This window comes from Nocardia sp. NPDC050408, from assembly GCF_044458905.1.
Classification (GTDB): domain Bacteria; phylum Actinomycetota; class Actinomycetes; order Mycobacteriales; family Mycobacteriaceae; genus Nocardia.
Window position 1 is genome coordinate 209,814 of record NZ_JBITIL010000002.1, and the last position, 25,362, is coordinate 235,175.

27 protein-coding genes are annotated in these 25,362 nt (G+C 65.1%); 14 read left to right on the forward strand and 13 right to left on the reverse strand.

What is annotated here, in order from left to right:
• Window positions 1–46 precede the first annotated feature (46 nt).
• Window positions 47–631: a helix-turn-helix domain-containing protein gene (locus ACIBJI_RS05725; protein WP_396955105.1), complete on the reverse strand. Its 585-nt coding sequence runs from the start codon at window positions 629–631 to the stop codon at window positions 47–49.
• Between the two features lie 145 nt (window positions 632–776).
• Here ACIBJI_RS05725 and ACIBJI_RS05730 point away from each other — a divergent pair, with 145 nt between their 5' ends.
• A complete protein-coding gene (locus ACIBJI_RS05730; protein WP_397083197.1) occupies window positions 777–1,829 on the forward strand; it encodes an isopenicillin N synthase family dioxygenase in 1,053 nt (350 codons plus the stop codon).
• 9 nt (window positions 1,830–1,838) lie between these two features.
• Here the strand turns inward: ACIBJI_RS05730 and ACIBJI_RS05735 are convergent, their stop codons facing one another.
• A complete protein-coding gene (locus ACIBJI_RS05735) occupies window positions 1,839–2,705 on the reverse strand; it encodes a MetQ/NlpA family ABC transporter substrate-binding protein (RefSeq protein ID WP_364340374.1) in 867 nt (288 codons plus the stop codon).
• A 132-nt stretch (window positions 2,706–2,837) separates the two neighbouring features.
• Between ACIBJI_RS05735 and ACIBJI_RS05740 the strand changes: the two genes are divergently transcribed.
• The 3 genes from ACIBJI_RS05740 to ACIBJI_RS05750 are packed head-to-tail and all read left to right on the forward strand — an operon-like array spanning window position 2,838 to window position 5,400.
• Window positions 2,838–3,713 (forward strand): MetQ/NlpA family ABC transporter substrate-binding protein, encoded by an 876-nt coding sequence (locus ACIBJI_RS05740; RefSeq protein ID WP_396955103.1) that lies wholly within the window; start codon window positions 2,838–2,840, stop codon window positions 3,711–3,713.
• Window positions 3,710–4,726, forward strand: a complete 1,017-nt coding sequence (locus tag ACIBJI_RS05745; protein WP_364340371.1) for a methionine ABC transporter ATP-binding protein — start codon at window positions 3,710–3,712, stop codon at window positions 4,724–4,726. Before ACIBJI_RS05740 ends, ACIBJI_RS05745 begins: the two co-directional genes overlap by 4 nt.
• 11 nt (window positions 4,727–4,737) lie before the next feature.
• Window positions 4,738–5,400, forward strand: a complete 663-nt coding sequence (locus tag ACIBJI_RS05750; protein WP_364340369.1) for a methionine ABC transporter permease — start codon at window positions 4,738–4,740, stop codon at window positions 5,398–5,400.
• Between the two features lie 69 nt (window positions 5,401–5,469).
• On the opposite strand, the gene ACIBJI_RS05755 is transcribed toward ACIBJI_RS05750, so the two are convergent.
• Both ACIBJI_RS05755 and ACIBJI_RS05760 read right to left on the reverse strand, forming a co-directional pair.
• Window positions 5,470–5,907 carry a DUF4189 domain-containing protein gene (locus ACIBJI_RS05755; RefSeq protein WP_364340367.1) on the reverse strand — a complete coding sequence of 146 codons (438 nt, stop codon included), beginning with the start codon at window positions 5,905–5,907 and terminating at the stop codon, window positions 5,470–5,472.
• 102 nt (window positions 5,908–6,009) lie between these two features.
• Complete coding sequence (locus tag ACIBJI_RS05760) at window positions 6,010–6,462, reverse strand: DoxX family protein (RefSeq protein WP_364340365.1); 453 nt, start codon at window positions 6,460–6,462, stop codon at window positions 6,010–6,012.
• Window positions 6,463–6,782: 320 nt separating this feature from the next.
• Here ACIBJI_RS05760 and ACIBJI_RS05765 point away from each other — a divergent pair, with 320 nt between their 5' ends.
• Entirely contained in the window at window positions 6,783–8,336 is a 1,554-nt protein-coding gene (locus ACIBJI_RS05765) for a hypothetical protein (RefSeq protein WP_364340363.1), read from the forward strand.
• A gap of 55 nt (window positions 8,337–8,391) precedes the next feature.
• Here ACIBJI_RS05765 and ACIBJI_RS05770 read toward each other — a convergent pair whose 3' ends face one another.
• The 7 genes from ACIBJI_RS05770 to ACIBJI_RS05800 are packed head-to-tail and all read right to left on the reverse strand — an operon-like array spanning window position 8,392 to window position 14,830.
• A complete protein-coding gene (locus ACIBJI_RS05770) occupies window positions 8,392–8,763 on the reverse strand; it encodes a metal-sulfur cluster assembly factor (protein WP_364340361.1) in 372 nt (123 codons plus the stop codon).
• Window positions 8,760–9,254, reverse strand: coding sequence for a Fe-S cluster assembly sulfur transfer protein SufU (gene sufU, locus ACIBJI_RS05775; protein WP_364340359.1), 495 nt, complete (start codon window positions 9,252–9,254; stop codon window positions 8,760–8,762). The genes ACIBJI_RS05770 and sufU overlap by 4 nt, the downstream gene beginning before the upstream one ends.
• Window positions 9,255–9,257: 3 nt before the next feature.
• Entirely contained in the window at window positions 9,258–10,511 is a 1,254-nt protein-coding gene (locus ACIBJI_RS05780; RefSeq protein WP_364340357.1) for a cysteine desulfurase, read from the reverse strand.
• Between the two features lies 1 nt (window position 10,512).
• A complete protein-coding gene (gene sufC, locus ACIBJI_RS05785; protein ID WP_397083200.1) occupies window positions 10,513–11,331 on the reverse strand; it encodes a Fe-S cluster assembly ATPase SufC in 819 nt (272 codons plus the stop codon).
• Between the two features lie 39 nt (window positions 11,332–11,370).
• Entirely contained in the window at window positions 11,371–12,582 is a 1,212-nt protein-coding gene (gene sufD, locus ACIBJI_RS05790) for a Fe-S cluster assembly protein SufD (RefSeq protein ID WP_364340353.1), read from the reverse strand.
• On the reverse strand, window positions 12,582–14,018 hold the full coding sequence (sufB, locus tag ACIBJI_RS05795; protein ID WP_364340351.1) for a Fe-S cluster assembly protein SufB: 1,437 nt from the start codon (window positions 14,016–14,018) through the stop codon (window positions 12,582–12,584). Before sufB ends, sufD begins: the two co-directional genes overlap by 1 nt.
• Window positions 14,015–14,830 carry a helix-turn-helix transcriptional regulator gene (locus ACIBJI_RS05800; RefSeq protein WP_396955100.1) on the reverse strand — a complete coding sequence of 272 codons (816 nt, stop codon included), beginning with the start codon at window positions 14,828–14,830 and terminating at the stop codon, window positions 14,015–14,017. Before ACIBJI_RS05800 ends, sufB begins: the two co-directional genes overlap by 4 nt.
• Before the next feature lie 373 nt (window positions 14,831–15,203).
• Between ACIBJI_RS05800 and mptB the strand changes: the two genes are divergently transcribed.
• The 6 genes from mptB (at window position 15,204) to ACIBJI_RS05830 (ending at window position 21,129) form a co-directional block, all read left to right on the forward strand.
• Entirely contained in the window at window positions 15,204–16,952 is a 1,749-nt protein-coding gene (gene mptB, locus ACIBJI_RS05805; RefSeq protein ID WP_396955258.1) for a polyprenol phosphomannose-dependent alpha 1,6 mannosyltransferase MptB, read from the forward strand.
• A 125-nt stretch (window positions 16,953–17,077) separates the two neighbouring features.
• Window positions 17,078–18,013 (forward strand): ABC transporter ATP-binding protein, encoded by a 936-nt coding sequence (locus ACIBJI_RS05810; protein WP_396955099.1) that lies wholly within the window; start codon window positions 17,078–17,080, stop codon window positions 18,011–18,013.
• Window positions 18,010–18,801, forward strand: a complete 792-nt coding sequence (locus tag ACIBJI_RS05815) for an ABC transporter permease (protein ID WP_364340343.1) — start codon at window positions 18,010–18,012, stop codon at window positions 18,799–18,801. The genes ACIBJI_RS05810 and ACIBJI_RS05815 overlap by 4 nt, the downstream gene beginning before the upstream one ends.
• Before the next feature lie 142 nt (window positions 18,802–18,943).
• Window positions 18,944–19,918, forward strand: coding sequence for a heme A synthase (locus ACIBJI_RS05820; RefSeq protein WP_364340341.1), 975 nt, complete (start codon window positions 18,944–18,946; stop codon window positions 19,916–19,918).
• A 21-nt stretch (window positions 19,919–19,939) separates the two neighbouring features.
• The gene (locus ACIBJI_RS05825) at window positions 19,940–20,176 is read left to right on the forward strand and encodes a hypothetical protein (protein WP_397083203.1); all 237 of its coding nucleotides are present in this window, start codon (window positions 19,940–19,942) and stop codon (window positions 20,174–20,176) included.
• 41 nt (window positions 20,177–20,217) lie between these two features.
• Window positions 20,218–21,129 (forward strand): 2-hydroxyacid dehydrogenase, encoded by a 912-nt coding sequence (locus ACIBJI_RS05830; RefSeq protein WP_397083205.1) that lies wholly within the window; start codon window positions 20,218–20,220, stop codon window positions 21,127–21,129.
• A gap of 24 nt (window positions 21,130–21,153) precedes the next feature.
• Here the strand turns inward: ACIBJI_RS05830 and ACIBJI_RS05835 are convergent, their stop codons facing one another.
• Window positions 21,154–21,990, reverse strand: a complete 837-nt coding sequence (locus ACIBJI_RS05835; RefSeq protein ID WP_364340335.1) for a hypothetical protein — start codon at window positions 21,988–21,990, stop codon at window positions 21,154–21,156.
• A gap of 178 nt (window positions 21,991–22,168) precedes the next feature.
• Between ACIBJI_RS05835 and ACIBJI_RS05840 the strand changes: the two genes are divergently transcribed.
• Window positions 22,169–22,861 (forward strand): type 1 glutamine amidotransferase domain-containing protein, encoded by a 693-nt coding sequence (locus ACIBJI_RS05840; RefSeq protein WP_364340333.1) that lies wholly within the window; start codon window positions 22,169–22,171, stop codon window positions 22,859–22,861.
• Between the two features lie 362 nt (window positions 22,862–23,223).
• The gene (locus ACIBJI_RS05845; protein ID WP_364340331.1) at window positions 23,224–23,901 is read left to right on the forward strand and encodes a respiratory nitrate reductase subunit gamma; all 678 of its coding nucleotides are present in this window, start codon (window positions 23,224–23,226) and stop codon (window positions 23,899–23,901) included.
• 6 nt (window positions 23,902–23,907) lie between these two features.
• Here ACIBJI_RS05845 and ACIBJI_RS05850 read toward each other — a convergent pair whose 3' ends face one another.
• A complete protein-coding gene (locus tag ACIBJI_RS05850; RefSeq protein WP_397083208.1) occupies window positions 23,908–24,255 on the reverse strand; it encodes a hypothetical protein in 348 nt (115 codons plus the stop codon).
• A gap of 61 nt (window positions 24,256–24,316) precedes the next feature.
• Here ACIBJI_RS05850 and ACIBJI_RS05855 point away from each other — a divergent pair, with 61 nt between their 5' ends.
• Window positions 24,317–25,282: a quinone oxidoreductase family protein gene (locus tag ACIBJI_RS05855; protein ID WP_397083210.1), complete on the forward strand. Its 966-nt coding sequence runs from the start codon at window positions 24,317–24,319 to the stop codon at window positions 25,280–25,282.
• The last annotated feature ends 80 nt before the right edge of the window (window positions 25,283–25,362 follow it).

Below are 25,362 nucleotides of genomic sequence, written 5' to 3' on the forward strand. Positions count from 1 at the left end.
TCATCGCCGCTGTGGCCCGCTCGCGCTGCCGAATCGGGCCGCGAAATCAGGATGGATGGACGATGACCAGCAGAACCTCGGCGGGCTCATCGTCGACCCGATGCCAGCGGTCGCGCATGGTCGCCGGGAAGGTGATGAAGTCTCGTGCGCCGAGCCGGAATCGACCCGCGCCGACAATTTCCACCTCGATCGCGCCTGAGATGACATAGAGGCTGCTCACGCCGGTCGATTCGAACCATTCGCCGATGTGCTGACCGGGTTCGATCCGGTATTCGATGACCTCGAGCGGACTGTTCGGCCGCATATTCAGCGCCCGGCCGACGGCGGCATCGGGGCGATCGGCGACCGGGATCAACGTACCTTCGTCGGCGCGCACGACTCGGACTCGCTCCGATTCGGGTGCGGGCAGCAGATCGCCCGGGGCGACGCCGAGCGCCGCGGCCAGCCGGTACGTGCTGATCATCGATGGCGCGCTGACGCCGCGCTCGATCTGGCTCAGGAACGGCTGACTGATACCGGCCCGCTTGGCCAGATCTCGCATCGACAGTCCGGACTTCTCCCGCAGCGCCCGCACCACACCGCCGACCAGCGCGGCCAGACTCGATTCGTCGGGGACTGCGGTTTCCGGCACAGCGGAAGTCTGCCCGATCGCCGATGCGGGCGGCGGTCCGGGCTTAACCTGACCGTGACGCTGGTGAACGTTCACGACATATGGATAGCAGATTCTGATTGCTGTCGCTTATCATTAACATGTTGTCGAGGGGAAGGACTCCGTCGTGGAATTCCGAGTGCCGGTCATCGATATCTCCTCCTACGTCGGCGATGGCTCCGCAGCCGAACGCCGGGCCGTCGCCCGCGGAATCGACGACGCCGCAAGTACGGTCGGCTTCATGCAGATCACCGGCCACGCCATCCCGCAGCCGGTGCTGGACAACTTCGCAGCCGCAATCGACAACTTCTTCGACCTCGACCCAGCGATAAAACAGGGCTATCGCACACCGCCCGAAATCAATCGCGGCTACTCACCACCCAAGAGCGAAAGCCTCAGCCTGAGCCTCGGCGTCACATCCGCCACCCGCATGAACGATTACTTCGAGGCATTCAATGTGGGCATCCCCGCGGCCGCCTATCCGGGGGTCGAGTTGTCCGCGAGCGACTACGCCGAAAACCTCTGGCCGGCAGAGGTTCCAGGCTTGCGTGCACCCGTGGAGACCTACTTCGCGCACGCTGCCCGCATCGCGCGAACCCTCACCACCATCTTCGCCGACGCCCTCGAATTGCCCCCGGGCTACTTCACCCGATTCACCGACCATTCCCTCGACGTCCTGCGGATGAACAACTATGCGCTGCCGCCGGGCACCGTCGATCTCGACGGCGAACTCACCGGCATGGGCGAACACACCGACTACGGCATCGTCACCGTCTTGTGGGCGGATCAGGTCCCCGGCCTTCAGGTCGTCGGCGCCGATAACCGTTGGCACGATGTACAACCCGCCGACAATGCCCTGCTGGTCAACCTCGGCGATGTGATGGCGCGTTGGACCAACGAACGCTGGCTGTCCACTCTGCATCGCGTCATGCCGCCGATCACCGATGGCACCATCCAAAGACGTCGCAGCGCAGCCTTTTTCCATGACGGGAATCCGGACGCCGTCATCGAAACGCTTCCCTCCTGCCTCGGCGTGGGCAGCAAATACGCCCCGATCACCGTCGCCGAGCACCTGCGCACGAAACTCGCCGGTTCTCGTGCCCTGCAACCCAATACCAATGCCACACGCGAGGCGGCACGCGCCCTCGCCGCGGCAAGCACCGAACATCTCCCGGAGTGAGCGCGCCACTCACTTGCGGAATTCGGTCTCCAACTCCGCCAGCGTGGCTTGCAGATCGGCCGCGTCATTCGTCTTGAAGATGCCCTGGAATCCGGCCTCCGCCCGAATGGCCGCCTCCACCGCGGGATCGTGGTAAAGCTTTACCAGCGCAAGTAGTTTCGGGTTGTCCCTGTCTTCGGCGCGGGCGGCGAAGATATTGATGTACTGCCGGAGCTCCGGACGTTCGGGATCGTCGGTGAAGATCGTCTCGTTCTTGGTGAGACCTGCGGGGCGTGCGAAGGTGTCATCGACGAATGCGGCGTCGACACTCTCCAGTGATTGTGCGGTCAGTGTCGGATCGATGGTCTTCAGCGTCACCCGCGATGCGTCGGTGTCCACATCCTCGATCTTCGAATCCCAGCTCGCACCGCCCTTCAGCACGATCAGTCCGGCGGCGGCCAAGCCGAGCAGCGGACGGACCTGGTTCGCGGGGTTGTTGCTCAGGGTAATCTGACCGCCCTTGGGTATCTCCGCCACCGACTTGTGCTTGCGCGAGTAAAGCGTGAGCGGGTAGATCTCGGTCGCGCCGATCGGCACCAGGGTGTCGTTATTGCGGACGTTGTAGTTGGCCAGATACCGCACGTGCTGGAACTTGTTGAGATCGATGCGACGTTGTGCCAGTGCGGGATTCGGCTGGTTGTAGTCGGTGAAGTTGACGAATTCGACAGCGATGCCCTGTTCGGCGGCCTTCTTCTTGTAGACATCCCAATGCGGCAGCGAGATGTCGTTCACACCGATGCGCACCACATCCTCACGGTGCTCCCGACCACACGCGACCCCGCCGACAGCCAGGGCAAGGAGCAGGGGAATCACCAGAACACGGCGCAGCAATCGCATTGCAGGCAACCTAGACGCTCGTCCAACTGATTGCCAGAGTTTCGCTCAGCACAATCCAAACCGTTGTCCGCCCCTCGGACGCATCGCTTGGATTATCGGGTTCATATTGCGACAAAGCATTCGGGAGCACGAGTGAAATTCCATCGGGTACTGGCGATCCCGGTCCTGGTAGCCACCGCGGCCCTCACCCTGACGGCGTGCGGCAGCAACGATAAGGCTTCCTCCGACAACGTAGTGCGCATCGGCACCACCGACAAGGACCACGCCTGGGACGTCTTCGAGGAGAAGGCGAAGGCGCAGGGCATCACCCTGCGGATCACCAACTTCTCCGATTACAAGCAGCCCGATCTCGCACTGTCGCAAAAGCAGATCGATCTCAATCTGTTCCAGCATCTGCAGTTCCTCGGCGCCTACAACGTCGCCAATAACGACACCCTGACCCCGATCGCCTCGACCTACATCGTTCCGCTCGGGCTCTACTCCAAGAAGCACAAGTCGCTCGCGAATCTGCCGCAGGGCGCCCAGATCGCGATCCCGAACGATCCGACCAATCAGGCGCGGGCGCTGTTCGTGCTGCAAGCTGCCGGTTTGCTGAAACTCTCGGGCACCAGCAAGGCGCCGACGCCCGCCGATATCGATAAGGCTGCATCCAAGGTCGAAGTGACCCCGGTCGACGCGGCGCAGACCGCGCTCTCGCTGGCCTCGGTCGACGGATCGATCATCAACAACACCTTCCTCGATCGCTCCGGCATCGATCCCAATTCGGCGCTCTACAAGGATGATCCGAAGAATCCGGCGGCCGAGCCGTACATCAATGTCGTGGTGTCCAGAGCCGAGGACAAGAACAACGAGCTGTACCAGAAGGTGGCCGAGCTCTGGCACGATCCGGACGTGCAGCAGGCGCACGCCGAGGTCACCAAGAACACCGCGGTCGAAGTAAAGCGCAGCGGTCCCGAGCTGGAGCAGATCCTGGCGAGGGTGCAGCAGACCATCAAAGACGGCAAGTGAGCGAGCAGAAGGTTCCTGCGGTCGAATTCCGCTCGGTCACGAAGGTTTTCGGCAAGGGCACGGATAAGCAGGTCGCTCTCGACGATATCGAGCTGCGTATCGAGCAGGGCGAAATCTTCGGTGTGATCGGTTATTCCGGCGCGGGCAAGAGCACGCTGGTCCGGCTGATCAACGCGCTGGAAAAGCCGACCACCGGCACTATCGAGGTCTCCGGTACGCCCATCACGGGTGTGCGGGAGGCCGAGGTCCGCCGCATCCGCCGGGATATCGGCATGGTGTTCCAACAGTTCAACCTGTTCCGATCGCGCACGGCCGCAGGCAATATCGAGTATCCGCTGAAGGTCGCGGGCTGGAGGCGCGCCCAACGCAAGGCACGGGTCGAGGAGTTGCTGGAGTTCGTCGGGCTCGCCGATAAGGCCCGCAGCTATCCTGAGCAGCTCTCGGGCGGTCAGAAGCAGCGGGTCGGCATCGCCCGAGCGCTGGCGACCTCGCCGTCATTGCTGCTCGCCGACGAATCGACCTCGGCGCTGGACCCGGAGACCACAGGTGAGGTGCTGCGACTGCTGAAGAAGATCAATCGCGAACTCGGCGTCACCATTGTGGTGATTACACACGAGATGGATGTGATTCGCGCGGTGGCCGATCGCGTTGCGGTACTGGCAGAAGGCAAGATCGTCGAATTGGCCAGCACCTTCGAGGTTTTCGCGACCCCGCAGGCGGCGCCGACGCAGTCTTTCGTCGAGACCGTGCTACACAATCGGCCCGATGCCGAGGAACTGCGACGACTCGGTGAGCTGCACGGTGGTCGGTTGGTCACCGTGGATATCGATGACAAGCGCGGCATCGGTGCCGCGCTGGCCGCGGCCGCGCATGCGGGTGTCGAGTTCGAGGTGGTGTATGGCGGGGTGAGTACGTTGCAGGACAAGACATTCGGCAGCGTGACGCTGGCATTGCACGGTTCGGATGACGATGTGGACAAGGTGATCGAAGCGCTCGGTCACCGGGTCGGCTGAGAGGGGAACTCGTGCATACGGATTGGGACAAACTCCGGCCGGTACTGACCGAGGCCATCGGCACCACCATCTATCTGGTGCTGCTCACCTTCGTCGTCGGCGGATTGATCGGGCTGTTGCTCGGCACCGCCCTGTACACCACTCGCAAGGGCGGACTGCTGGCGAATGCGCCGATCAATGTGCTGCTCAATGTGTTGGTGAATGTGGTCCGGCCGATTCCGTTCATCATCCTGCTGGCGGCGCTCGGCCCCGTCACCCTCGAAGTGGTCGGGACGACGATCGGTACAGAGGCCGCGGCCTTCGTCATGATCGTGGCGGCATCCTTCGGTATCGCCCGCATCGTGGAGCAGAATCTGGTCACCGTGGATCCGGGCGTGATCGAGGCGGCCAGGGCCGTCGGCGCCGGCCCGCTGCGGATCATTCTGACGCTGCTGATCCCGGAAGCTCTGGGGCCCTTGGTGCTCGGCTACACCTTCGTGGTGATCGCCATCGTCGATATGTCCGCCATGGCGGGCACCGTCGGCGGCGGTGGGCTCGGTGATTTCGCGCTGGTCTACGGATATCAGCGCTTCGACTGGCAGGTCACCCTGGTCGCGACGTTGATCATTATCGTCGGTGTGCAGGGGATTCAGTTCCTGGGCAATATCATTGCCCGAAAAGTGCTGCGCCGCTGATCCCTCGGCGCGGGCGCAACCGAATGCGTTCTCGACGCGGATCGCGTCGAGAACGCATTCGGTTTTTCGTCAGCTCGCGTTCGCGGTGCACTGCGAATCGACAATGCGCGGTTCGCGCGGCGCCGAGCTGCCGAAGTTCAGCAGCGGCGGCGGTGCGGTCGGCCCGGCATTGGCGATCGCCTGTTGCTCGGCCTCGGCACGTGTCGGCGCCCAGGCCCAGCCCAGGTGATCATCGCCATTGCGGGCCACGGCCGCGCACGCATTGGCGAATTGCACGATGACATGGCAACCAGACACTCCGCACTGCTGCACCGCGGCACGATCGGAATCCGCCCAGTTCGAGTAGTTGTAAGCCCATCCGAGAGTCGCATCGCCGCGCGCGGAGACCGAAATCGCCAGCGAGCCGTAGAGGGCCTCCTCCGCCTGCGCGGCCCCGGCCCCGCCTGCGACGAACGCACCCGCGGACGCGGCCACCAGACCCATGGCAGCCTTGGACGATAGTGACATGTGTTGCGCTCCCCAGTTCCGAAAATAGCTTCGGCTCGAATCCTGACCGCTTCGATCCTAATTGTCCAAATCTTTGTATCACCAGAGCTGGACATCCGTTGGTCAGCGACCTCCCCGCGCCACAGAAGCTCTCGCCGACGATGCCGTACGGCCCCACGGCGGCACCACATCTCGCCAGTCCGCAGGCCAATTCACCAGCGCGACGGCCATCATGATCACCAGATGAATCGGTGCCGAGGTGCCCTGCCAGATCGGCGCGTCATCGATGAGATGTGTGGTCACCGCGCCGGTCAGCACCAGCACCAGAATGGCCGCGCCCAGGAATCTGCTCTCCCGGCGCGGAAGCACCAGCAGCACGGCAGCGATCAACTCCAGCCCACCGACCACGAACCGCATATTCGGATGAAATCCCCACTCCGCGAACTTCTCGGAATAGGCGGGCCCGAAAATCGTAGACCCGGGCCAGCACTTGGTTGCGAAGCCGACGAAGAACTCGAATCCGAGAAACCAGTAGAGGCCGGTCCGTACCCACGCCCACCGCAAGCGTTGCGACATATATTCCCTCTTCCGCAGGTCATCCACCGCAGTGCGGCGGCGACGGACATCTGCCCGCCACCGCTTTGACCAGGCCCGGCCGGGAAATGTGACGACCGCCGCGTCGCTACCGCCACCTCACCTGCATCGATATCGCCGGTGTGTTGCGCCCCGACGCGTGCACCCGATCTGACGCGACGCCCCTGCCGACGCGCCGATATAGTGACACCTTTTGTCGCCAAACCCCTGCTCTTTGAGTGCCTTTCGGATTCTCGCGCGACGTCTGCGATGAATACCGTTGGGGGGGTCGACTGTGCAGGCGAGACGGAGGGTGACCCTCGATGCTGGTTGTCAACAAACGGGACATGCAAGGGGCCGAACAGTGCGTGCTCGAATGGATACGGACTTGGAACGGTCAATACGTCATTGTGGGGCTTGCTATTTCGGGGCATCCCATACCCGACGGAAACAACGGCCACCCGGGCGACGCGACACGGCAGACGGACGTGGTGGTCATCACTCCGCGCGCCGTGGTCGTGATCGAAGCCCAGGACAGCGATGCGGAGCCAGCTCCGCTGCGCGACGGCGATCCATTCGACCTGAGCCAGCTGGTGCGCAAGCAGCACCCGGATGCCTTCGTCGACCGGCTGATCGTGGTCGTGCCGCCCGGAGAAGCGGCCGTCACACCGGAGCGCGAATCGCGAAAGTCCGGCGGTACCGTGGTCCTCGGCTCGTCGACGGAGTTGCGCGCCTGGTTCCTTCGAACAGCGAACCGGAAGCTGATCTGGACTGCGGAGCAGGCATACGAACTGCTCGGCGGGCTCGGCCTTTCGCACGTGGTCACGATCGAAGAGCTTGTGGCCGAGGGATTTCCGTCGCAAACCGGACGACCTGAGCGTCCGGCATCGAAGGTGCTGGTGCAAGCCTATGCGTCGGTAGGGGTCGGCGCCGTCGAACTTCCCGACGACCCTCGTATGTCGTCGGAGAGGTCACCGGTCAGGACTCCATTCCCGCCATGGCTGCCGACCGAGATCGACGAGGAGCCGTCGGAAAGCGTGGCACGATCGCGCGAAATCGAGCCGCACGCCCTGGCATCCGCGCCGCCGCAGCCAAAGTCGCAGCCGGTGGACCATCCGAACGCGATATACGCGCAGTCGGATCCACAGTTGTCCTCGGCATTCACCGACAGTTGGTCGTCGTGGATCGAGTCCGATGAATCGTCGGACAAGCCGCCGTCCCGCCGTGATCTCGACCGCCGAGGTCGTCGGCACCGAGAGCCGCGCCTGCGGAATTGGTTGCCGAAACCGACCCCGCCGATTCTTGTGGCAACGGCTGCACCACAGCATCACCCTTTGGCCTCGGTTGGGCCGGAACCTGGATCGGCGGAAGAGCCGCACCGTAGGACCGAGACCGGGTCAGTGTCGGACAGTGAGCCGCAGTCATTGTCAACGGCACCGGCCCAACCTCCGGTGATGGTTGGGGCGCAGCCGGTTTCGGAGCAAGCACCGCAGCGTTCACCGGCGTCTGAGTCGCAACCGACGATGGCCCAGCCGCGACCTGTGCGATTGTCGCAGCCAGCCGAGGCACCCGCCGCCGCGCATCCGCGTCGGGCTACGGCTCCTCGGCTGGCGTCCACGGCGCGCCGCTGCCTCATCGCCGTGGCCGCCACAGGGACGAAACTCATCGCGGGCCTGCCGCAACTGCTCGCAACGGCGGTGGTGGCCGGGGCGATAATCGCCACGACCTGGTTACTCATCTCCGAAGGGATGCACCCGAAACCGACTGTCGTCGAGCCGCGTCCGAAATCGAGCACCGAACCGGCCGGGCAGCTGAAACAGCCAGCCACGTCCGAGCCACCTGCGGCACGGTGTTTCCCATTCCAACAGCAGTGCTGATCGACGCTGTCGTCAGAGCCGCCATGTCATAGTGACCCGCAGCGAATTCGCGGTCCTAGACCGTGAAGCCCAAGGCGCGCAGTTGCTCTCGACCGTCTTCGGTGATCTTGTCGGGCCCCCACGGGGGCATCCAGACCCAGTTGATCTTGAGGTCTTCGACCAGACCTGAACGGACCAGTGCGTTGCGGGATTGGTCCTCGATGACATCGGTCAGCGGGCAGGCCGCGGAGGTGAGGGTCATATCGAGGGTGGCGATATTGTCCTGGTCGACGCTCACGCCGTAGACCAGACCGAGGTCGACGACATTGATGCCGAGTTCGGGGTCGACTACGTCGCGCATCGCCTCCTCGATGTCCTCGAGTTGTTTGATGTCCTCGGCCGAAAGTTCAACCTGCTCGGTCGTTTCGATGGCCGGTGTCTCACTCATGACGTTTTTCCATTCGTGGAGATATCGCTGCCCATGGTCCGCTTGGCCTCTTGCGCGGAGGTTATCCGGATCACCGCATCCTTGAACGCCAGCCAGCCGAGCAGTGCGCATTTGACCCGCGCCGGGTACTTGGACACTCCGCTCAACGCGATACCGTCGCCGATCATGTCCTCGTCGCCCTCGACGGTGCCGCGGCTGGAGATCATCTCGTTGTACGAGTCGACCACCTTCAGCGCCTGCTGCACCGGCAGACCGATCACCTGATCGGTGAGGATCGAGGTGGCGGCCTGACTGATCGAACAGCCCTGGCCGTCATAGGACACATCGGCGACGTCACCGTTGTCGTCGAGCTGCACGCGCAAGGTCACCTCGTCACCGCAGGTCGGGTTGACGTGGTGCACCTCGGCACCGAACGGCTCCCGTAGCCCGCGATGATGCGGGTGCTTGTAGTGATCCAGGATCACTTCCTGGTACATCTGCTCCATGCGCATGTCTTATGCAACTCCGAAGAAGCTCTGGGCCTTCCGCACCGCGGCTACCAGCTGGTCTACCTCATCGAGAGTGTTGTAAACCGCGAAAGACGCACGGGCGGTGGCCGGCACGCCGAGACGACGCATCAGCGGCCAAGCGCAGTGGTGGCCCACGCGCACGGCGACGCCCTCGTCGTCCAGAATCTGCCCGACGTCATGGGCGTGGATGCCCTCGACCACGAACGACACCGCTGCGCCGCGATCGATATTCTCGGTCGGTCCGACGATCCGCACGCCCGCGATCGCCGCGAGTCCCTCCAGTGCCGCACCGGTGAGCGTGTGCTCGTGTGCCGCAACGGCTTCCATCCCGATCTGTTCGAGATATCGCACGGCCGCGCCCAATCCGACCACCTGCGAGGTCATCGGCACACCGGCCTCGAAACGCTGTGGCGGCGGCGCGTAAGTGCTGCCCTCCATGGTGACGGTCTCGATCATCGAACCGCCGGTGATGAACGGCGGGGTCTCCTCGAGCAGCGCGCGCCGCCCGTAGAGCACGCCGACACCGGACGGTCCGAGCATCTTGTGCCCGGAGAACGCCGCGAAATCGACACCCAGCTCACGGAAGTTCACCGGCGTATGCGGTACCGACTGGCAGGCGTCCAGCACCGTGAGCGCGCCGACTTCCTTTGCCCGACGCACCAATTCGGCGACGTCGGTGACCGCACCGGTCACATTCGACTGGTGGGTGAACGCGACGACCTTGGTGGCAGGCGACAACTCGAGCGAATCGAGATCGATCCGGCCGTCCTCGGTGATGCCGTACCACTTCAGAGTGGCACCGGTACGGCGCGCGAGTTCCTGCCACGGCACGAGATTCGCGTGGTGTTCGAGCTCGGTGATGACGACCTCGTCGCCGGGACCCACGTGGTACGGGAACCGGTCGTCGGCGAACGAGTAGGTCACCAGGTTCAGCGATTCGGTCGCGTTCTTGGTGAATACGATCTCATCCGCGTCCACGCCGACGAATCGGCCGATATCGGCACGCGCGCCCTCGTACGCGTCGGTCGCCTCCTCGGCGAGCTGGTGCGCACCGCGATGCACCGCCGAATTGCTCTCGGTCAGGAACTGCCGTTCCGCGTCCAGTACCGCGAGCGGACGCTGCGAGGTCGCGCCGGAGTCCAGGTACACCAACGGTTTCCCGTCCCGAACCGTGCGGCTCAGGATCGGGAAGTCGGCCCGGATCCGGGCGACGTCGAGGGTACGGACCGTGGCGGTCATATCAGGCTCCAGCGGTTGCGGACTCGGGGACGGCAGTCGGCGAAGCCGACGGGGTGGGTGAGCTCTGAGTGAAGCGGACGTAGCCATTCGCGTCGAGTTCCTCGGCCAGTTCGGCGCCGCCCTCGGCGACGATGCGACCGCCGACGAATACGTGCACGAATTCGGGCTGGATGTAGCGCAGGATGCGGGTGTAGTGCGTGATCAGCAGCACGCCGCCGTTCTCGCGCTCCTTGTAGCGGTTGACGCCCTCGGAGACGATGCGCAGCGCGTCGACGTCCAGGCCGGAGTCGGTCTCGTCCAGGATGGCGATCTTCGGCTTGAGCAGGCCCAGCTGCAGGATCTCGTGGCGCTTCTTCTCACCGCCGGAGAAACCCTCGTTCACGCTGCGCTCGGCGAAGGCGGCGTCGATTTCCAGCTCGCTCATCGACTCCTTCACCTCCTTGACCCAGGTGCGCAGCTTGGGGGCCTCGCCGCGGACCGCGGTGGCGGCGGTGCGCAGGAAGTTCGACATCGAGACACCAGGCACCTCGACCGGGTACTGCATGGCCAGGAACAGACCCGCGCGCGCCCGCTCGTCGACGGACATCGCGAGGACGTCCTCGCCATCGAGGGTGATCGAGCCGGAGGTCACCGTGTACTTCGGGTGTCCGGCGATCGCGTACGACAGGGTCGACTTGCCGGAGCCGTTCGGGCCCATGATGGCGTGGGTCTCACCGGAGGAGATGGTGAGGTTCACGCCCTTGAGGATCTTGATGGGCTCGCCGGACTCGTCCGGGTTCGCGACCTCGACGTGCAGGTCCTTGATTTCCAGGGTGGTCATCGAATTCGAGTTCCTTTGTGGGGGTAGATGGTTCGGGTATCAGACGCCGATCGCGGCGAGCTCGGCCTCGATGGCCGACTCCAGCCGCTCCCGGATCTCGGGGACCGCGATCTTCTGGATGATCTCGTGGAAGAAGCCGCGCACCACCAGACGGCGGGCCGCATCCTCCGGGATACCGCGAGCACGCAGGTAGAACAGCTGCTCGTCGTCGAAACGACCGGTCGCGGATGCGTGTCCGGCACCGACGATCTCACCGGTCTCGATCTCCAGGTTCGGCACCGAATCGGCACGCGCGCCGTCGGTGAGCACCAGATTGCGGTTCACCTCGAAGGTGTCGGTGCCCTCGGCGGCGGCGCGGATGAGCACGTCACCGACCCACACCGTGCGGGCATCACCCTTGGGCGAATGCGGATCGCCTTGCAGCGCACCCTTGTACAGCACATTGGACTTGCAGTGCGGTACCGCGTGGTCGACGAGCAGGCGCTGCTCGAAGTGCTGACCGGCGTCGGCGAAGTAGAGGCCGAGCAGTTCGGCGTCGCCGCCCGGACCGTCGTAGCGGACGTTCGCGGTGAGACGCACCAGATCGCCGCCGAGTGTTACCGCGATATGCCGCAGGGTGGCGTCGCGACCGAGCTCGGCGTGGTGCGCGGTGGTGTTCACGGCATCATCGGCCCAGTCCTGGACCGCGACGACGGTCAGCTTGGCGCTGTCACCCAGCACGAATTCGACGTTCTCAGCGTAGGTTCCGCTGCCGCGCTGGTCGATGACCACTGTGGCGACGGCGAAATTGCCGAGGCGAATCTGCAGGTGCCCGTAGGCGGTCTTGCCCTCGCCTGGACCTGTGACCGTGACGACTACCGCCTCGGCGACCTCGGTCTCCGCACCGACCGACACGACCGTCGCCGACTCGAAGCCGGAGTATGCCTGGGCGGCGACACGATCCGACGGCACACCGGCTGCGCCGAGACGAGAGTCGGTGCGCGCCACCGTCTCCACGTTCACTCCGGCGACCGAGGAGACCTCGACCGTGGCCTTGCCGTCGCGGACCGCGGTGCCGTCGTGCAGACCGCGCAGTCGACGCAGCGGGGTGAACCGCCACGCCTCGTCCTTGCCCGTAGGCACCTCGAAGGCGTTCACGTCGTAGGAGGTGAAGACCTCACCCTTGTTGGTCGCGGCTCCTGCGCCCGGGTTCTGAATCGGCTTGGCCGTGGGATTCTCGCCCTCGACCGCTCCAATTACGCCAGTCGCCATCAGCCAACGGCCCCTTCCATCTGCAGCTCGATGAGCCGGTTCAGTTCCAGTGCGTATTCCATAGGCAGTTCCTTGGCGATGGGCTCGACGAAGCCGCGCACCACCATCGCCATTGCCTCGTCTTCGGTCATGCCGCGGCTCATCAGGTAGAACAGCTGGTCCTCGGAGACCTTGGAGACAGTCGCCTCATGGCCCATCGTCACGTCGTCCTCGCGGATGTCGACGTACGGGTAGGTGTCGGAGCGACTGATCGTATCGACGAGCAGCGCATCGCATTTCACGGTCGACTTGGAGCCGTGCGCTCCCTTGTTCACCTGCACCAAGCCGCGGTAGGAGGCCCGGCCACCGCCACGCGCCACCGACTTGCTGATGATGGTTGAGGAGGTGTGCGGCGCCAAGTGCAGCATCTTCGCACCGGTGTCCTGGTGCTGACCGGGACCGGCGAAGGCCACCGACAGAACCTCACCACGGGCGTACTCACCGGTCATCCAGACGGCCGGGTACTTCATGGTGACCTTGGAGCCGATGTTGCCGTCGACCCACTCCATGGTCGCGCCCGCCTCGGCCTTGGCCCGCTTGGTGACCAGGTTGAAGACGTTGTTCGACCAGTTCTGGATGGTGGTGTAGCGGCAGCGGCCGCCCTTCTTCACGATGATCTCGACCACCGCGGAGTGCAGCGAATCGGACTTGTAGATCGGCGCGGTGCAGCCCTCGACGTAGTGCACGTAGGCGTCCTCGTCGACGATGATCAGCGTCCGCTCGAACTGACCCATGTTCTCGGTGTTGATCCGGAAGTAGGCCTGCAGCGGAATGTCGACGTGCACGCCCGGCGGCACGTAGATGAACGAACCACCCGACCACACGGCGGTATTCAGCGCGGAGAATTTGTTGTCACCGGCCGGGATGACCGTGCCGAAGTACTGCTCGAAGATCTCCGGGTGCTCACGCAGACCGGTGTCGGTGTCCAGGAAGATGACGCCCTGCTTCTCCAGATCCTCGCGGATGGAGTGGTAGACGACCTCGGACTCGTACTGCGCAGCGACACCGGCAACCAGACGCTGCTTCTCCGCCTCCGGGATGCCCAGCTTGTCGTAGGTGTTCTTGATGTCCTCGGGCAGGTCTTCCCAGCTCTCCGCCTGCTTCTCGCTGGAGCGCACGAAGTACTTGATGTTGTCGAAGTCGATGCCGTCCAGGTTCGAGCCCCAGTTCGGCATGGGCTTGCGATCGAAGATGCGCAGTGCCTTCAGCCGGTGCTCGAGCATCCAGTCGGACTCGTTCTTCTTGGCCGAGATGTCGCGGACGACAGCCTCGGACAGGCCTCGTTGCGCACTGGCACCGGCCACATCCGAATCGGCCCAGCCGTAACCGTATTTGCCCAGGGAAGCAATGGTTTCTTCCTGAGTGAGCGGTTGCACCTGGTCGGTGGTCGTCGTCATTCGGCACTCCTTCCGGAGTCGTTCGTACGTACCGCTGCGGGCTGTGCAGCGGTTTTATGGGAAGCGTTATCGGTGATAGGGAGAACGAACAGCGGCACATGGGTAGTGCACGCGCAGTCGCCGTTGGCGATCGTCGCAAGTCGCTGGACGTGGGTTCCGAGCAGGTCCCGGAAAGCCTCGAGTTCGGCCTCGCACAACTGCGGGAATTCTTCGGCGACGTGGGCCACCGGGCAGTGGTGCTGGCAGATCTGCACGCCCGCGCCGACCTTGCGGGTGGACGCGGCGAATCCGGCGTCGGTGAAGGCCTCGGCGATCTCGTCCGCCTTGGCGGTGGTGGTTTCGGGGGTGTGCTCGGCGACCGGTTCGATGCCCTCGACGATGGTCCGCGCCCGCTCGCGCGCGAAATCGGCAATAGCCTGTTCGCCGCCGATCTCACCGAGCTGGCGAATCGCCGCCCCCGCCAGATCGTCGTAGGCGTGGCCGAGCCGTCCCCGGCCCACGGCCGTCAACTGATATTGCTTGGCGGGGCGGCCGCGACCCTTCTGCTGCCACGGCGCCGAGCGACTGGCCCGCGCCTGACCGGATTCGATCAGTGCGTCCAGGTGCCTACGGACACCGGCCGGCGTCAGGCCGAGCTTGGTGCCGATCGCGGTCGCGGTGATCGGACCCTCTTCGAGCAGCAGCTGGACCACGGCGGCACGAGTATGTCCTTCACCACCCGCGACCAGGGGCGCGGGCGCAGCAACGGGCCCGGCACCGGTGCGGCGACCGGTCCCTCGATCCTCGTCGTGCGGTAAACCCACGGTTTTCACAACACCAGTGTGACGGAATTCGTTCCCGGAATCTAATAAGGGTGCCCTGAGTTGACCGGGCCGATGACCTGCACCGGAGCGCTTTTCCGGCGGTGTTCGGAGGCAACAGGTTCACCACCTGCGGGTCTCGCGCGACGACCAGCCCGAGCACCCGACAGAATTACAAGTGCGATTTAGGCCACACATCGGTGCCGAAAATCCGTCAGCGCACGGCGACCAGCTTCTTCGGGAACGTGAGCAGCGCTTCGACGGCGTGATCCAATCGATGGCAACAGTGGCCACAAGCGAGGGCCGAAAGCAGTGCGAACAAGCCCCGCAGTCGGTTCCGCGGAGCACCGGATACGCCGGTGGCATCGGCTACGCTGACCGCGTGATGTCAGGCGAACACGGCGAACCAGGGGTCGAACGCAGCCGATCGACCACCTCGGGCACCCTGACTCGCCTGCGTCGGACCGCACCGATCAGTACCGCCGTTTCGCTGGGACGTCGGATCATCGGCCTGGATGTTGCGCCCGACCACACCGTCGGCGAAACCCTGCACATCAACGAGCCCGAAGCCGCCGAACTCAACCCGCAGGAGACCGCGCAACTGCGCCGGGTCCGTCTGTTGGGCGCGACGGGTTCGGTGATGATGGCCATCGGCGCGCTCGGTCTCGGCGCCCAACCCACGCTGCAGAATCCGACCTACGGCAAGGCGATTCTCGGGCTGCCCGCGCGTGTGCACAATTCGGGGCTGGCGACGACCATGGTCGGCACGGTTATCGTGATGCTGGCCTGGCTGCTGCTCGGCCGATTCGCACTCGGCTTACAGTCCAACCGCATTCGCCGTATCAGCCGATCGCAACTGGACCGTACGCTGCTGCTGTGGATCATCCCGCTATCGGTCGCGCCGCCGATGTTCAGCCAGGATGTGTATTCCTATCTGGCCCAGGGCGAGATCGCGGCGAGTGGACTCGATCCCTATGACGTCGGCCCGGTACAGGGGCTCGGCCAAGACCACATTCTGACGCGCAGCGTGCCCAATATCTGGCAGAATTCGCCCGCGCCATATGGCCCGCTCTCGATTTGGCTGGGCAAGGGCATCGCCGAAATCGTCGGCGACAATATGCTCGCCGGTGTGCTGCTGCACCGCATGCTTGCGCTACTCGGCGTGGCCTGCATCGTCTGGGCACTGCCCCGACTGGCACAGCGGTGTCGAGTATCGCCCGTGGCCGCCTTGTGGCTCGGCGCCGTGAACCCACTCGTGATATTCCACCTGGTATCCGGTGTGCACAACGAGGCCATGATGCTCGGCCTGATGCTGGTCGGGTTGGAATATTGTCTGGCCGCCCTGAGCAATATCGGCCCGATGCGCGGACACGCACTCGTGCTGCTTCTATCGGGCACCACGCTGATCGCGCTGTCCGCCATGGTCAAGATTCCATCGATGCTGGCTCTGGCATTCGTGTGGATGGCATTGAGCCGAAAATGGGGCGGCGATTGGCGTGCGGTGCTCAGAGCCGCGCTATTCCTCGGTTGTGTCACCGGCGCCGTCATGCTCGCGGTATGTCTGGGTAGCGGTCTCGGTTTCGGCTGGATAGACACACTGACCATGGCCAACTCGGTGCGCAGTTGGATGTCGCTGCCCACCGCGCTCGGTGTAGCCACCGGATTCGGCGGCGTCCTACTGGGATTGGGCGACCACACCACCGCGCTGCTGAGCATCACCCGACCGATCGCGGCGATCGCGGCCGCACTGGTCGTGGTGCGGCTCATGGTGGCCACCTGGCGAGGTCGGCTGCATCCGGTCGGCGCTCTCGGCGTCGCCTTCGGCGCGGTCGTCCTGCTGTTTCCGGTGGTGCAGCCATGGTATCTGCTCTGGGGCATCGTCCCGCTGGCGGCCTGGGCGAGCCGGCCCGCCTTCCGGGTGCCCGCCACGATCGCTTCCGCGGCGATCAGTGTCATGCTCATGCCCTCGGGCAGCGAAATCCCGCCCTTCGTCCTTATCTACGCGGCCTGCATCACTGTTCTCACCTGCACGCTGATGATCCTGGCGACTCGCAAGTCGCTGCCGTGGCGGCTACACCAGCTCGGCGCCGACACCGCGCCCACCGCGGCCGGTCCTTCCGGACCGCGGAGTTGACGAGGCAGGGGTGTCGTCCGGGTCACATCCCTCGACCGCTTACGGTGTGACACCGTGAGGGAGCGAAGCGAGCGAACAATGGGCACAGCACCCTTGGACGCGACGGAGCCGAGCACCGAGGCGCGATGGTGACCGCAGCCTCGGAACCCGCCGTCTGTATCGACGGCGTCGTCAAGCGCTACGGCGAGACCACCGCCGTCGACGGGATCAGCTTCGCCGTCGAACAGGCACAGGTGCTGGCCCTGCTCGGACCCAACGGGGCGGGCAAGACCACGACGGTCGAAATGTGCGAGGGGTTCAAGACCCCCGATGCCGGTTCGGTCCGGGTGCTCGGACTCGATCCGATCGCCGACTCCGACCGGTTGCGGCCGCGCATCGGCGTCATGCTGCAGGGCGGTGGCGCGTACCCGGGTGCGCGTGCCGGCGAGATGCTCGACCTGGTCGCCGCCTACTCCGCCGATCCGCTCGATCCCGAGTGGTTGCTGAAAACCCTTGGCCTACAGGACAACCGGCGCACACCGTACCGACGGCTCTCCGGCGGCCAGCAGCAGCGGCTCGCACTGGCCTGCGCGCTGGTCGGAAAGCCGGAGATCGTCTTCCTCGACGAACCGACCGCGGGTCTGGACGCACAAGCGCGGCTCATCGTGTGGGAGCTGATCGACGCACTGCGCCGCGACGGCGTCACGGTGCTGCTCACCACACACATGATGGACGAGGCCGAACAACTGGCCGACCAACTGGTGATCATCGATCACGGACAGATCGTCGCCTCCGGGACACCTGCCGAGGTGACCGCACACGGCGCGGCCGGCCAACTGCGCTTCACCGCGCCACCCAAACTCGATCTGCACCTGCTGAAAACCGCCCTGCCGGAAGGCTTCTCGCCGCGCGAGACAACTCCCGGACAATATCTGGTCGAGGGCGAGATCGATCCGCAGGTGCTGGCCACGGTGACCGCGTGGTGTGCGCAGCAGAATGTGCTGGCGACCGATATCCGGATCGATCAGCGTCGGCTCGAGGACGTCTTCCTGGAACTCACCGGACGGGACCTACGCGGATGAATCAGCCAGATCTCGCCGGAAACCGCTTCGCGCCGGGCACTTTCACCCCCGATCCGCGTCCGAGCGGTCGCGTCGCCATGATGACCGCGCAGACCCGGCTCGAGCTGATCCTTTTGCTGCGCAATGGCGAACAGTTGCTGCTCACCATGTTCATTCCGATCACACTGCTTGTCGGGCTCAGCCTGTTGCCGTTCGGGGACCTCGGTGAGGACCGCGTCGACAAGATCGTGCCCGCGGTGATGATGGTGGCGGTGATGTCGACCGCCTTCACCGGACAGGCCATCGCGGTCGGATTCGACCGGCGCTACGGTGCGCTCAAACGCCTCGGGGCCACCCCACTCCCCCGCTGGGGCATTGTGGCGGGCAAGAGCGCCGCGGTACTGATCGTGGTGGTGTTACAGGCAATGCTGTTGGGGGCCATCGGATTCGCGCTCGGCTGGCGACCGGAACTCGCCGGGCTCGGGCTCGGCGCGCTGGTGATCGCGCTCGGCACAGCCACTTTCGCGGCAATGGGTCTGCTGCTCGGCGGCACGCTCAAGGCGGAGATCGTGCTGGCACTGGCGAATATCCTCTGGTTCGTCATGCTCGGCATCGCGAGCATCGTATTCGCCTCCGACGATCTACCCGCAGTGGTGAATGTGCTGGTGCGGTTGGTGCCGTCCGGGGCGCTGGCTGACACGCTGGAAGACGCCATGCGCACCAGCATCGACTGGTTCGGCATCGCCGTCCTCGCCGCATGGGGCGGCATCTCCGCCTTCCTCGCCACCCGATTCTTCCGCTTCGACTAACCCGATCAAGATCAGGTGGAAACGGTGGCGCGGGCTTCTCGACCGACGCCGCCATAGTGTCCACCCGATCTTGTTCGAGCGGAACGACGGGGCGTAGTAGACCGGGTGCGGGTGGTGGGAGGGGCCCGGCTACGATTGCTGGGTGCTGTATCGCGCGTTTCTGCGGCTCGTCGATTTACTTCCGCTGCCCTCGTTGCGGGTGCAGCGATTGATTGCTGTCGCGGTCATCGTGTCCCAGGCGGGGATCGCCGTCACCGGGGCGATCGTGCGGGTCACGGCGTCCGGGCTCGGGTGCCCGACTTGGCCGCAGTGCTTCCCTGGCAGCTTCACCCCGACCGGGGTGGCCGAGGTTCCGGTGCTGCATCAGACCGTCGAGTTCAGCAACCGCATGCTGACATTCGCGGTGACGCTGTGCGCGGCGCTCATCGTGCTCGCCGTCACCCGGGCCCGCCGTCGTCGCGAAGTGCTGGTGTACGCGTGGTTGATGCCGGGCGGCACGGTACTGCAGGCGGTCATCGGCGGTATCACCGTGCGCACCGGTTTGCTGTGGTGGACGGTGTCGGTGCATCTGTTGGCGTCGATGCTGATGGTGTGGGTCGCGGTGGTCATGTTCGCGAAGGTGAGCGAACCCGATGATGGCATCGAGGTGATCCAGGCGCCCGCACCCCTGCGCTGGCTCACCGGGCTGAGCGGTGTCGCGCTCGCCGGTGTCCTCATCGCCGGCACGCTGGTCACCGGCGCCGGACCGCACGCGGGCGATAAGAGCATCGAACGACCGGTCGAACGCCTCCAGGTCGAGATCGTCACGCTGGTCCACCTGCACTCGCAACTGCTGGTCGGCTATCTCGCGCTGCTCATCGGTTTGGCCTTCGGCCTCTTCGCAGTCGGCATCACCCCCGCGGTCCGCACACGCCTGCTCGTCCTGCTCGGGCTGGTGTGCGCCCAATCCCTGGTCGGCGTCGTGCAGTACTTCACCGACGTCCCCGCCGCCCTGGTCGCCACCCACGTCGGGGGCGCCGCAGCCTGCACCGCCGCCACCGCCGCCCTCTGGGCCTCCCTCCGCACCCGCGAACGGGTCTCAGCACCGATCCCCAACTCCACCGAACAGTTGGCATAGCGCTTCCGGCATGCTGTTCGGATGGGACCATCAGCACCGAGTACCGCAGCGCCACAACCGTTCCCGGATATCGAGCCATACGAGCGCGGGCTCCTCGATGTCGGCGACAGGAACCAGGTCTACTGGGAGACCAGCGGCAACCCGGACGGCAAGCCCGCGCTCGTAGTACACGGCGGACCGGGCAGCGGCGGCCAGCGCGGATCACGAAAGTTATTCGACCCCACCGTGTATCGAATGCTACGGCGAATGGTCCGATGATCGGATGCAATTCGGCGGTGGGCGCGGCTAATCTGGCAGGCATGCCGGTCACCGTGCTTGTGCCAGATGATTATGGGGTCGGGATATTGGCTCGGCTCGATGGGATACGGCCGGTGCGGTATGCGCCCGGCGAAGCGCTGCCCGCGGCGGCTGAGTTGGCGGAGGTGCTGATCCCGGCATTTCTGGCGCGGCCCGAGTCGATCGATATGGCCGGACTGCCGAAGTTGCGGTTGGTGCAGATGCTCACGGCCGGTGCCGAACGATGGATCGGTCGGCTACCCGACGGGGTGTTGCTGTCGAACGCGCGGGGTGCGCATGGTGGCAGTTCGGCGGAGTGGGTCGTCGCGGCGCTGCTCACCATTTATCGGGAGCTGACGGAGTTCGCCGATTTGCGGCGCGAACGTCGCTGGTATCAACATCGGACAGATACATTGGCGGGTAAGCGGATCCTCGGTATCGGCGCGGGTGATCTCGGTATCGAATTGCGCCGCAGGGTCGAAGCTTTCGACGCTACGTTGACGCTGGTGGGCACGACCGCACGCGACGGTGTGCACGGCGTCGACGAATTGCCCCGATTACTCGGCGAATCCGATGTCGTGGTGCTGATGGTTCCGGTGACCGATCAGACCATCGGCATGGTCGATGCCGAATTCCTGGCGAAGATGGCGGACGGCGCGGTGCTGGTGAATGTCGCGCGCGGACCGATCGTGCGGACCGAAGCGTTATTGGCCGAACTCGTTTCGGGGCGATTGCGCGCGGCCCTGGATGTCACCGACCCGGAGCCGCTACCGCCCGACCACCCGCTATGGTCAGCGCCCGGTCTGCTGTTGACACCGCATGTCGCGGGCAGCACCCGCGGCAGTCTCGAACGCGCCTACTCCGTTGTCGCTGCGGAGGTCGCGAGATTTGCGGCTGGCGAGTTACCGAAAAACCTTGTGCGCGGGGATTATTGAGCCCACACGCAGGCACGCCCCCGACTACCCGAACCGCGGGCGAGTGACGCGCGCGAGTGTTCGGGTCAACGCATCCGATGCCAGTTGCCCACGTTCGATCCGCAGACCCGCGTAGCACGGATCGCCGTTGTCGACGAGCTCGACGATCATCGGCTCATCCAATTGCTCTGCGGCGAAGGCGTATATCTGCTCCAACTTCGGCACGATCAGCCCGTAATCGAGCGCCCGTGCCACCCGTCCCTCCAGCGCGAGCACCGCATCGACGGACATATTCGCCAGCGGATACACCTCGGGAAAAACATTGCGCAGGTCGAGAAATAGACGAACCGAGCTGCGGCGCGGATCGGCCGACCAGCCGCCGAGGCCTCCGAGCCGGCCGAGGGCGAGGGTCGGCCGCGCCACCAGGACGTGGGTGAACAGTACCCGCATGAGCGTCACATTGATCATCAACCGTTCGGCGGGCAGTTCGGCCGCCGCCAAACCTTGATGTTCCAGATAACCGGCGACAATGCTGCGATTGTGCGCCCGGTACCACGCAGCGGGCGCAGGGGCGGTAAGGAATTCGAGCCACAGCCGGGCACCGGGCGTCGACGCATCGCGCGCACCGGCATGATGCAGCAGCGCGGCTTCCAGTTTGTCGTGCAGTAGGCGATCGTTGAGGGCCCGCCACCACGGGCTGCCGGTCTCGGCGTGCAGCACGCCGCGGGCGAGTTCCCATTGCAGGAAGGCGATTTCGGCCCGACGGTAGGCGCGGAGTTCCGGTGGATAGAAGCTTTCGGCGAGCGCGACGCGCTGCTGCGCGTCGGCATGCGCGGCACCGACCCGCCGAGCCGCCAGCTCGCTCGCCTTATCCGCGTTCATCGTCCCCTACTTTACGATCCCCCACTCGGAACCAGAGACCCATCATTATTTTGATGCCCCTTATCGGCGATCCTATTGGTGCTTCGATGAACAGGTACCTAACGTCGATATCGCTACGAACTGGCACTCTGGATACGGAACAGTACGTCGCCCAATTCCCCCGATCAGGAGGCACACGATGTCGAAGGTTCTTTTCGTCATGACCGGCGTCGACTACTGGACGCTCGCCGATGGCACCAAACATCCGACCGGCTACTGGGCCGAAGAGGTGGTGGCGCCGTATAAGGCCATCAAGGCGGCGGGTCACCAAATCGTGGTGGCCACTCCCGGCGGTGTCGTGCCGACCGTCGACCAGGGCAGTCTCGCGCCCGAGGTCAACGGCGGCGCGGACGGTGCCGCGCAGATCGCCCGTACCCTGGCCGATGCGGCGGAACTGCGCAGCCCGATCCGGCTCGAGGACGTCGACCTGGCCGACTACGACGCCGTCTACTACCCGGGCGGACACGGCCCGATGGAAGATCTGCCGGTGAACACCGCCTCCGGTGCGTTGCTCAATGCCGCGCTGGCCTCGGGCAAACCACTCGGCGTCGTCTGCCACGCGCCCGCCGCGCTGCTCGCGACCGCCATCGACGGCGATTCCCCGTTCGTCGGCTACCGTCTCACCGGATTCACCAATGCCGAAGAGACCCAGGCCGGATTTGCTGATAAAGCCAAGTGGCTGCTGCAGGATCGGCTGGTCGAGCTCGGCGTCGATTTCCGTGAGGGCGAGCCGTGGGCCCCGCATATCGAGGTCGATCGCAATCTCTACACCGGCCAGAATCCCGCATCGTCGGCACCGCTCGCGGCGGAGATCGTCGAAGCCCTGAGCTGAGTGGCAATGGCCGCTCCGTCAAGGGAGCGAAGCGGCGCCGTTCGAGCATGTCGATCATTTCACGGAGTCGAACGGCGCGCATGGTGTCACCTCGACATTGGCCGAGATCATTCAGCAGGCGGGTGCGCTCACCTCGATTGCGCGCGAATCCATGCTGCCCGCAATGAATCTCAGCACGAACGGGCACCAGAACGGCGCGGTCGAACTCCCGCAATAGACCACGAGTCGGCGGCGATCCACCAACGGCTCGCCGCCGACTCCCGAAGTACCCCTCGGTAAGGGACGTTGGTCCCTTGTTCGACATTCGGCGTCTCTGCGAACGTGATACGTCCGATCGTCTGCAAGCCGAAAGCGAACTACCCGTGACATCGCTGTTGTGGATCGCGCTGCCCTACGGCGCGTTCCTGTCGTTCGTGCTCGGCCACGTGTGGCGCTACCGGCGCGACGGTTTCCGCAGCTACATCCGCTATCCGGAGATGGACCGCAGTCAGCGGCTCGGATCGACAGCATTCCGGTCGGGGGTCTGCCTCATAGTCCTTATCCGCCTGTTCAAGGTGATCACCGCCGAACCGCACGCCCGCCCCGCCGGTGCGCTGCACGTGGTCACCACGATCGTGCAGATCGGCGGTGTCGCCGCGGCCACGGTCGGGGCGGTCTTGCTGTTCCTACCGGATCTGATCGCGGGTCCGTCGCGCCCGGTGATCACCCCGCTGGACCGCATCACTTTCCCGGCCTTGACGGCCGCGCTGCTGTCCGGAGTGATCATCGAATACGATCCGACCACGGTGGCACGCGAATATCGAACCGGCGAAACGCTTTTCGCCTGGTTCCGCTCGCTGTGCACCATCGATCCGTATCCCGAAGCCATGCAGCACGCACCGCTCATCTATCAGGCGCGCGGCTTGATACTGCTGCTGATCCTGGGCATCTGGCCCTTCACCCGGCTCGCAGGCATCTTCGCGGGCCCGATCGTTCGGCTGGTCCTGCGCGCCGTCCCACGCGAGACTCGCGAATCCGACGGCGCGACCACGCGAGCCTGAACGGCCTCAGTTCTCGTTGCGCGCCTTGGGAAAACGAGTCTGCCGGGCAACCCAACCGGCCATCTTGGCCCAGTGCCCCTTGCGCGGGGTGACCACCGAAATCAGCTCGCGGTCCCATTCATCGGCCTCGGTGAGGCCGTCGACGGTTTCGACCAATTCCTTGGCGGTCGCCAGATCGTCGACCACACGGTCGCCGAGGACACCATCGGAGCCGACCAGGGTGATGCGCACACCCGCACGGCCGATCGGCTGCAGCACGGCGGTGGCGGAACCGCCGTGCTCGGCGACGAATCCCTTGACCGAATCCACTAGGGAACCCGACAGCTGCACGGGGGCGGCGGCTTCAACACTCATGGCGGCTAGTTTACTGACCGGTACGTTCGGGTCCAGCCCCCGTGGGTGTAGAACGGATCTCATGCGCGCTATTCAGGTTTCCGAGCACGGCGGTCCCGAAGTCCTGAACTACGTCGAGGTGCCCGATCCGCAGATCGGCCCGGATCAGCTGCTCGTCGACACCGCGGCGATCGGCATCAACTTCATCGATACCTATATCCGTACCGGCCGCTACCCGCAGGCGGTCCCCTATATTCCCGGTGCCGAGGGCACCGGCGTGGTGGCCGAGGTCGGTGCGAATGTGACCGAATTCGCCGTCGGCGACCGGGTCGCCTGGGCGGCGGCGCCCGGCAGCTATAGCCAGCGGGTCGCGGTACCGGCGGCGGTCGCGGTCAAGGTGCCCGACGGTGTCGACACACCGGTCGCAGCCTCGGCGCTGCTGCAGGGGATGACCGCGCACTACCTGATCGAATCGATTTACAAGCCCGAACCCGGCGAGACCGTGCTGGTGCACGCGGGCGCGGGTGGGGTGGGCCTTTTGCTCACCCAGCTCGCCGTCGCGCGTGGTGTCCGAGTGATCACCACCGTCTCCTCCGACGCGAAGGAGAAGCTGTCCCGCGAGGCGGGCGCGAGCGAGGTCCTGCGCTACACCGATGATCTCGCCGATCGAGTTCGCGCACTTACCGAGGGTGTCGGCGTCGCGGCCGTATACGACGGTGTCGGCGCGGCCACCTTCGAGGCCGGCCTCGCATCTCTGCGGGTACGCGGCATGCTCGCCCTGTTCGGCGCGGCCAGCGGCCCGGTACCGCCCTTCGATCTGCAGCGCCTCAACCCGGCAGGGTCGCTGTTCGTGACCCGCCCCACGCTGGTGCACTACACCCGAGACCGGGCCGAATTGCTCTGGCGTGCAACCGATATCCTCACCGCGATCGCCGACGGCACGCTGCATGTGCGGATCGGCGCCACATACCCGCTGGCCGAAGCCGAGCAGGCGCATCGCGATCTCGAGGGCCGCAAGACCACCGGCTCGATCGTCCTGCTGCCGTAACCCACGCCAACGGCCGCCCGCCCGGCGCGGCCGTTGGCGCCTTGAATCCATTGCCCAGCAGCCCGATTCACCCCCCCGAC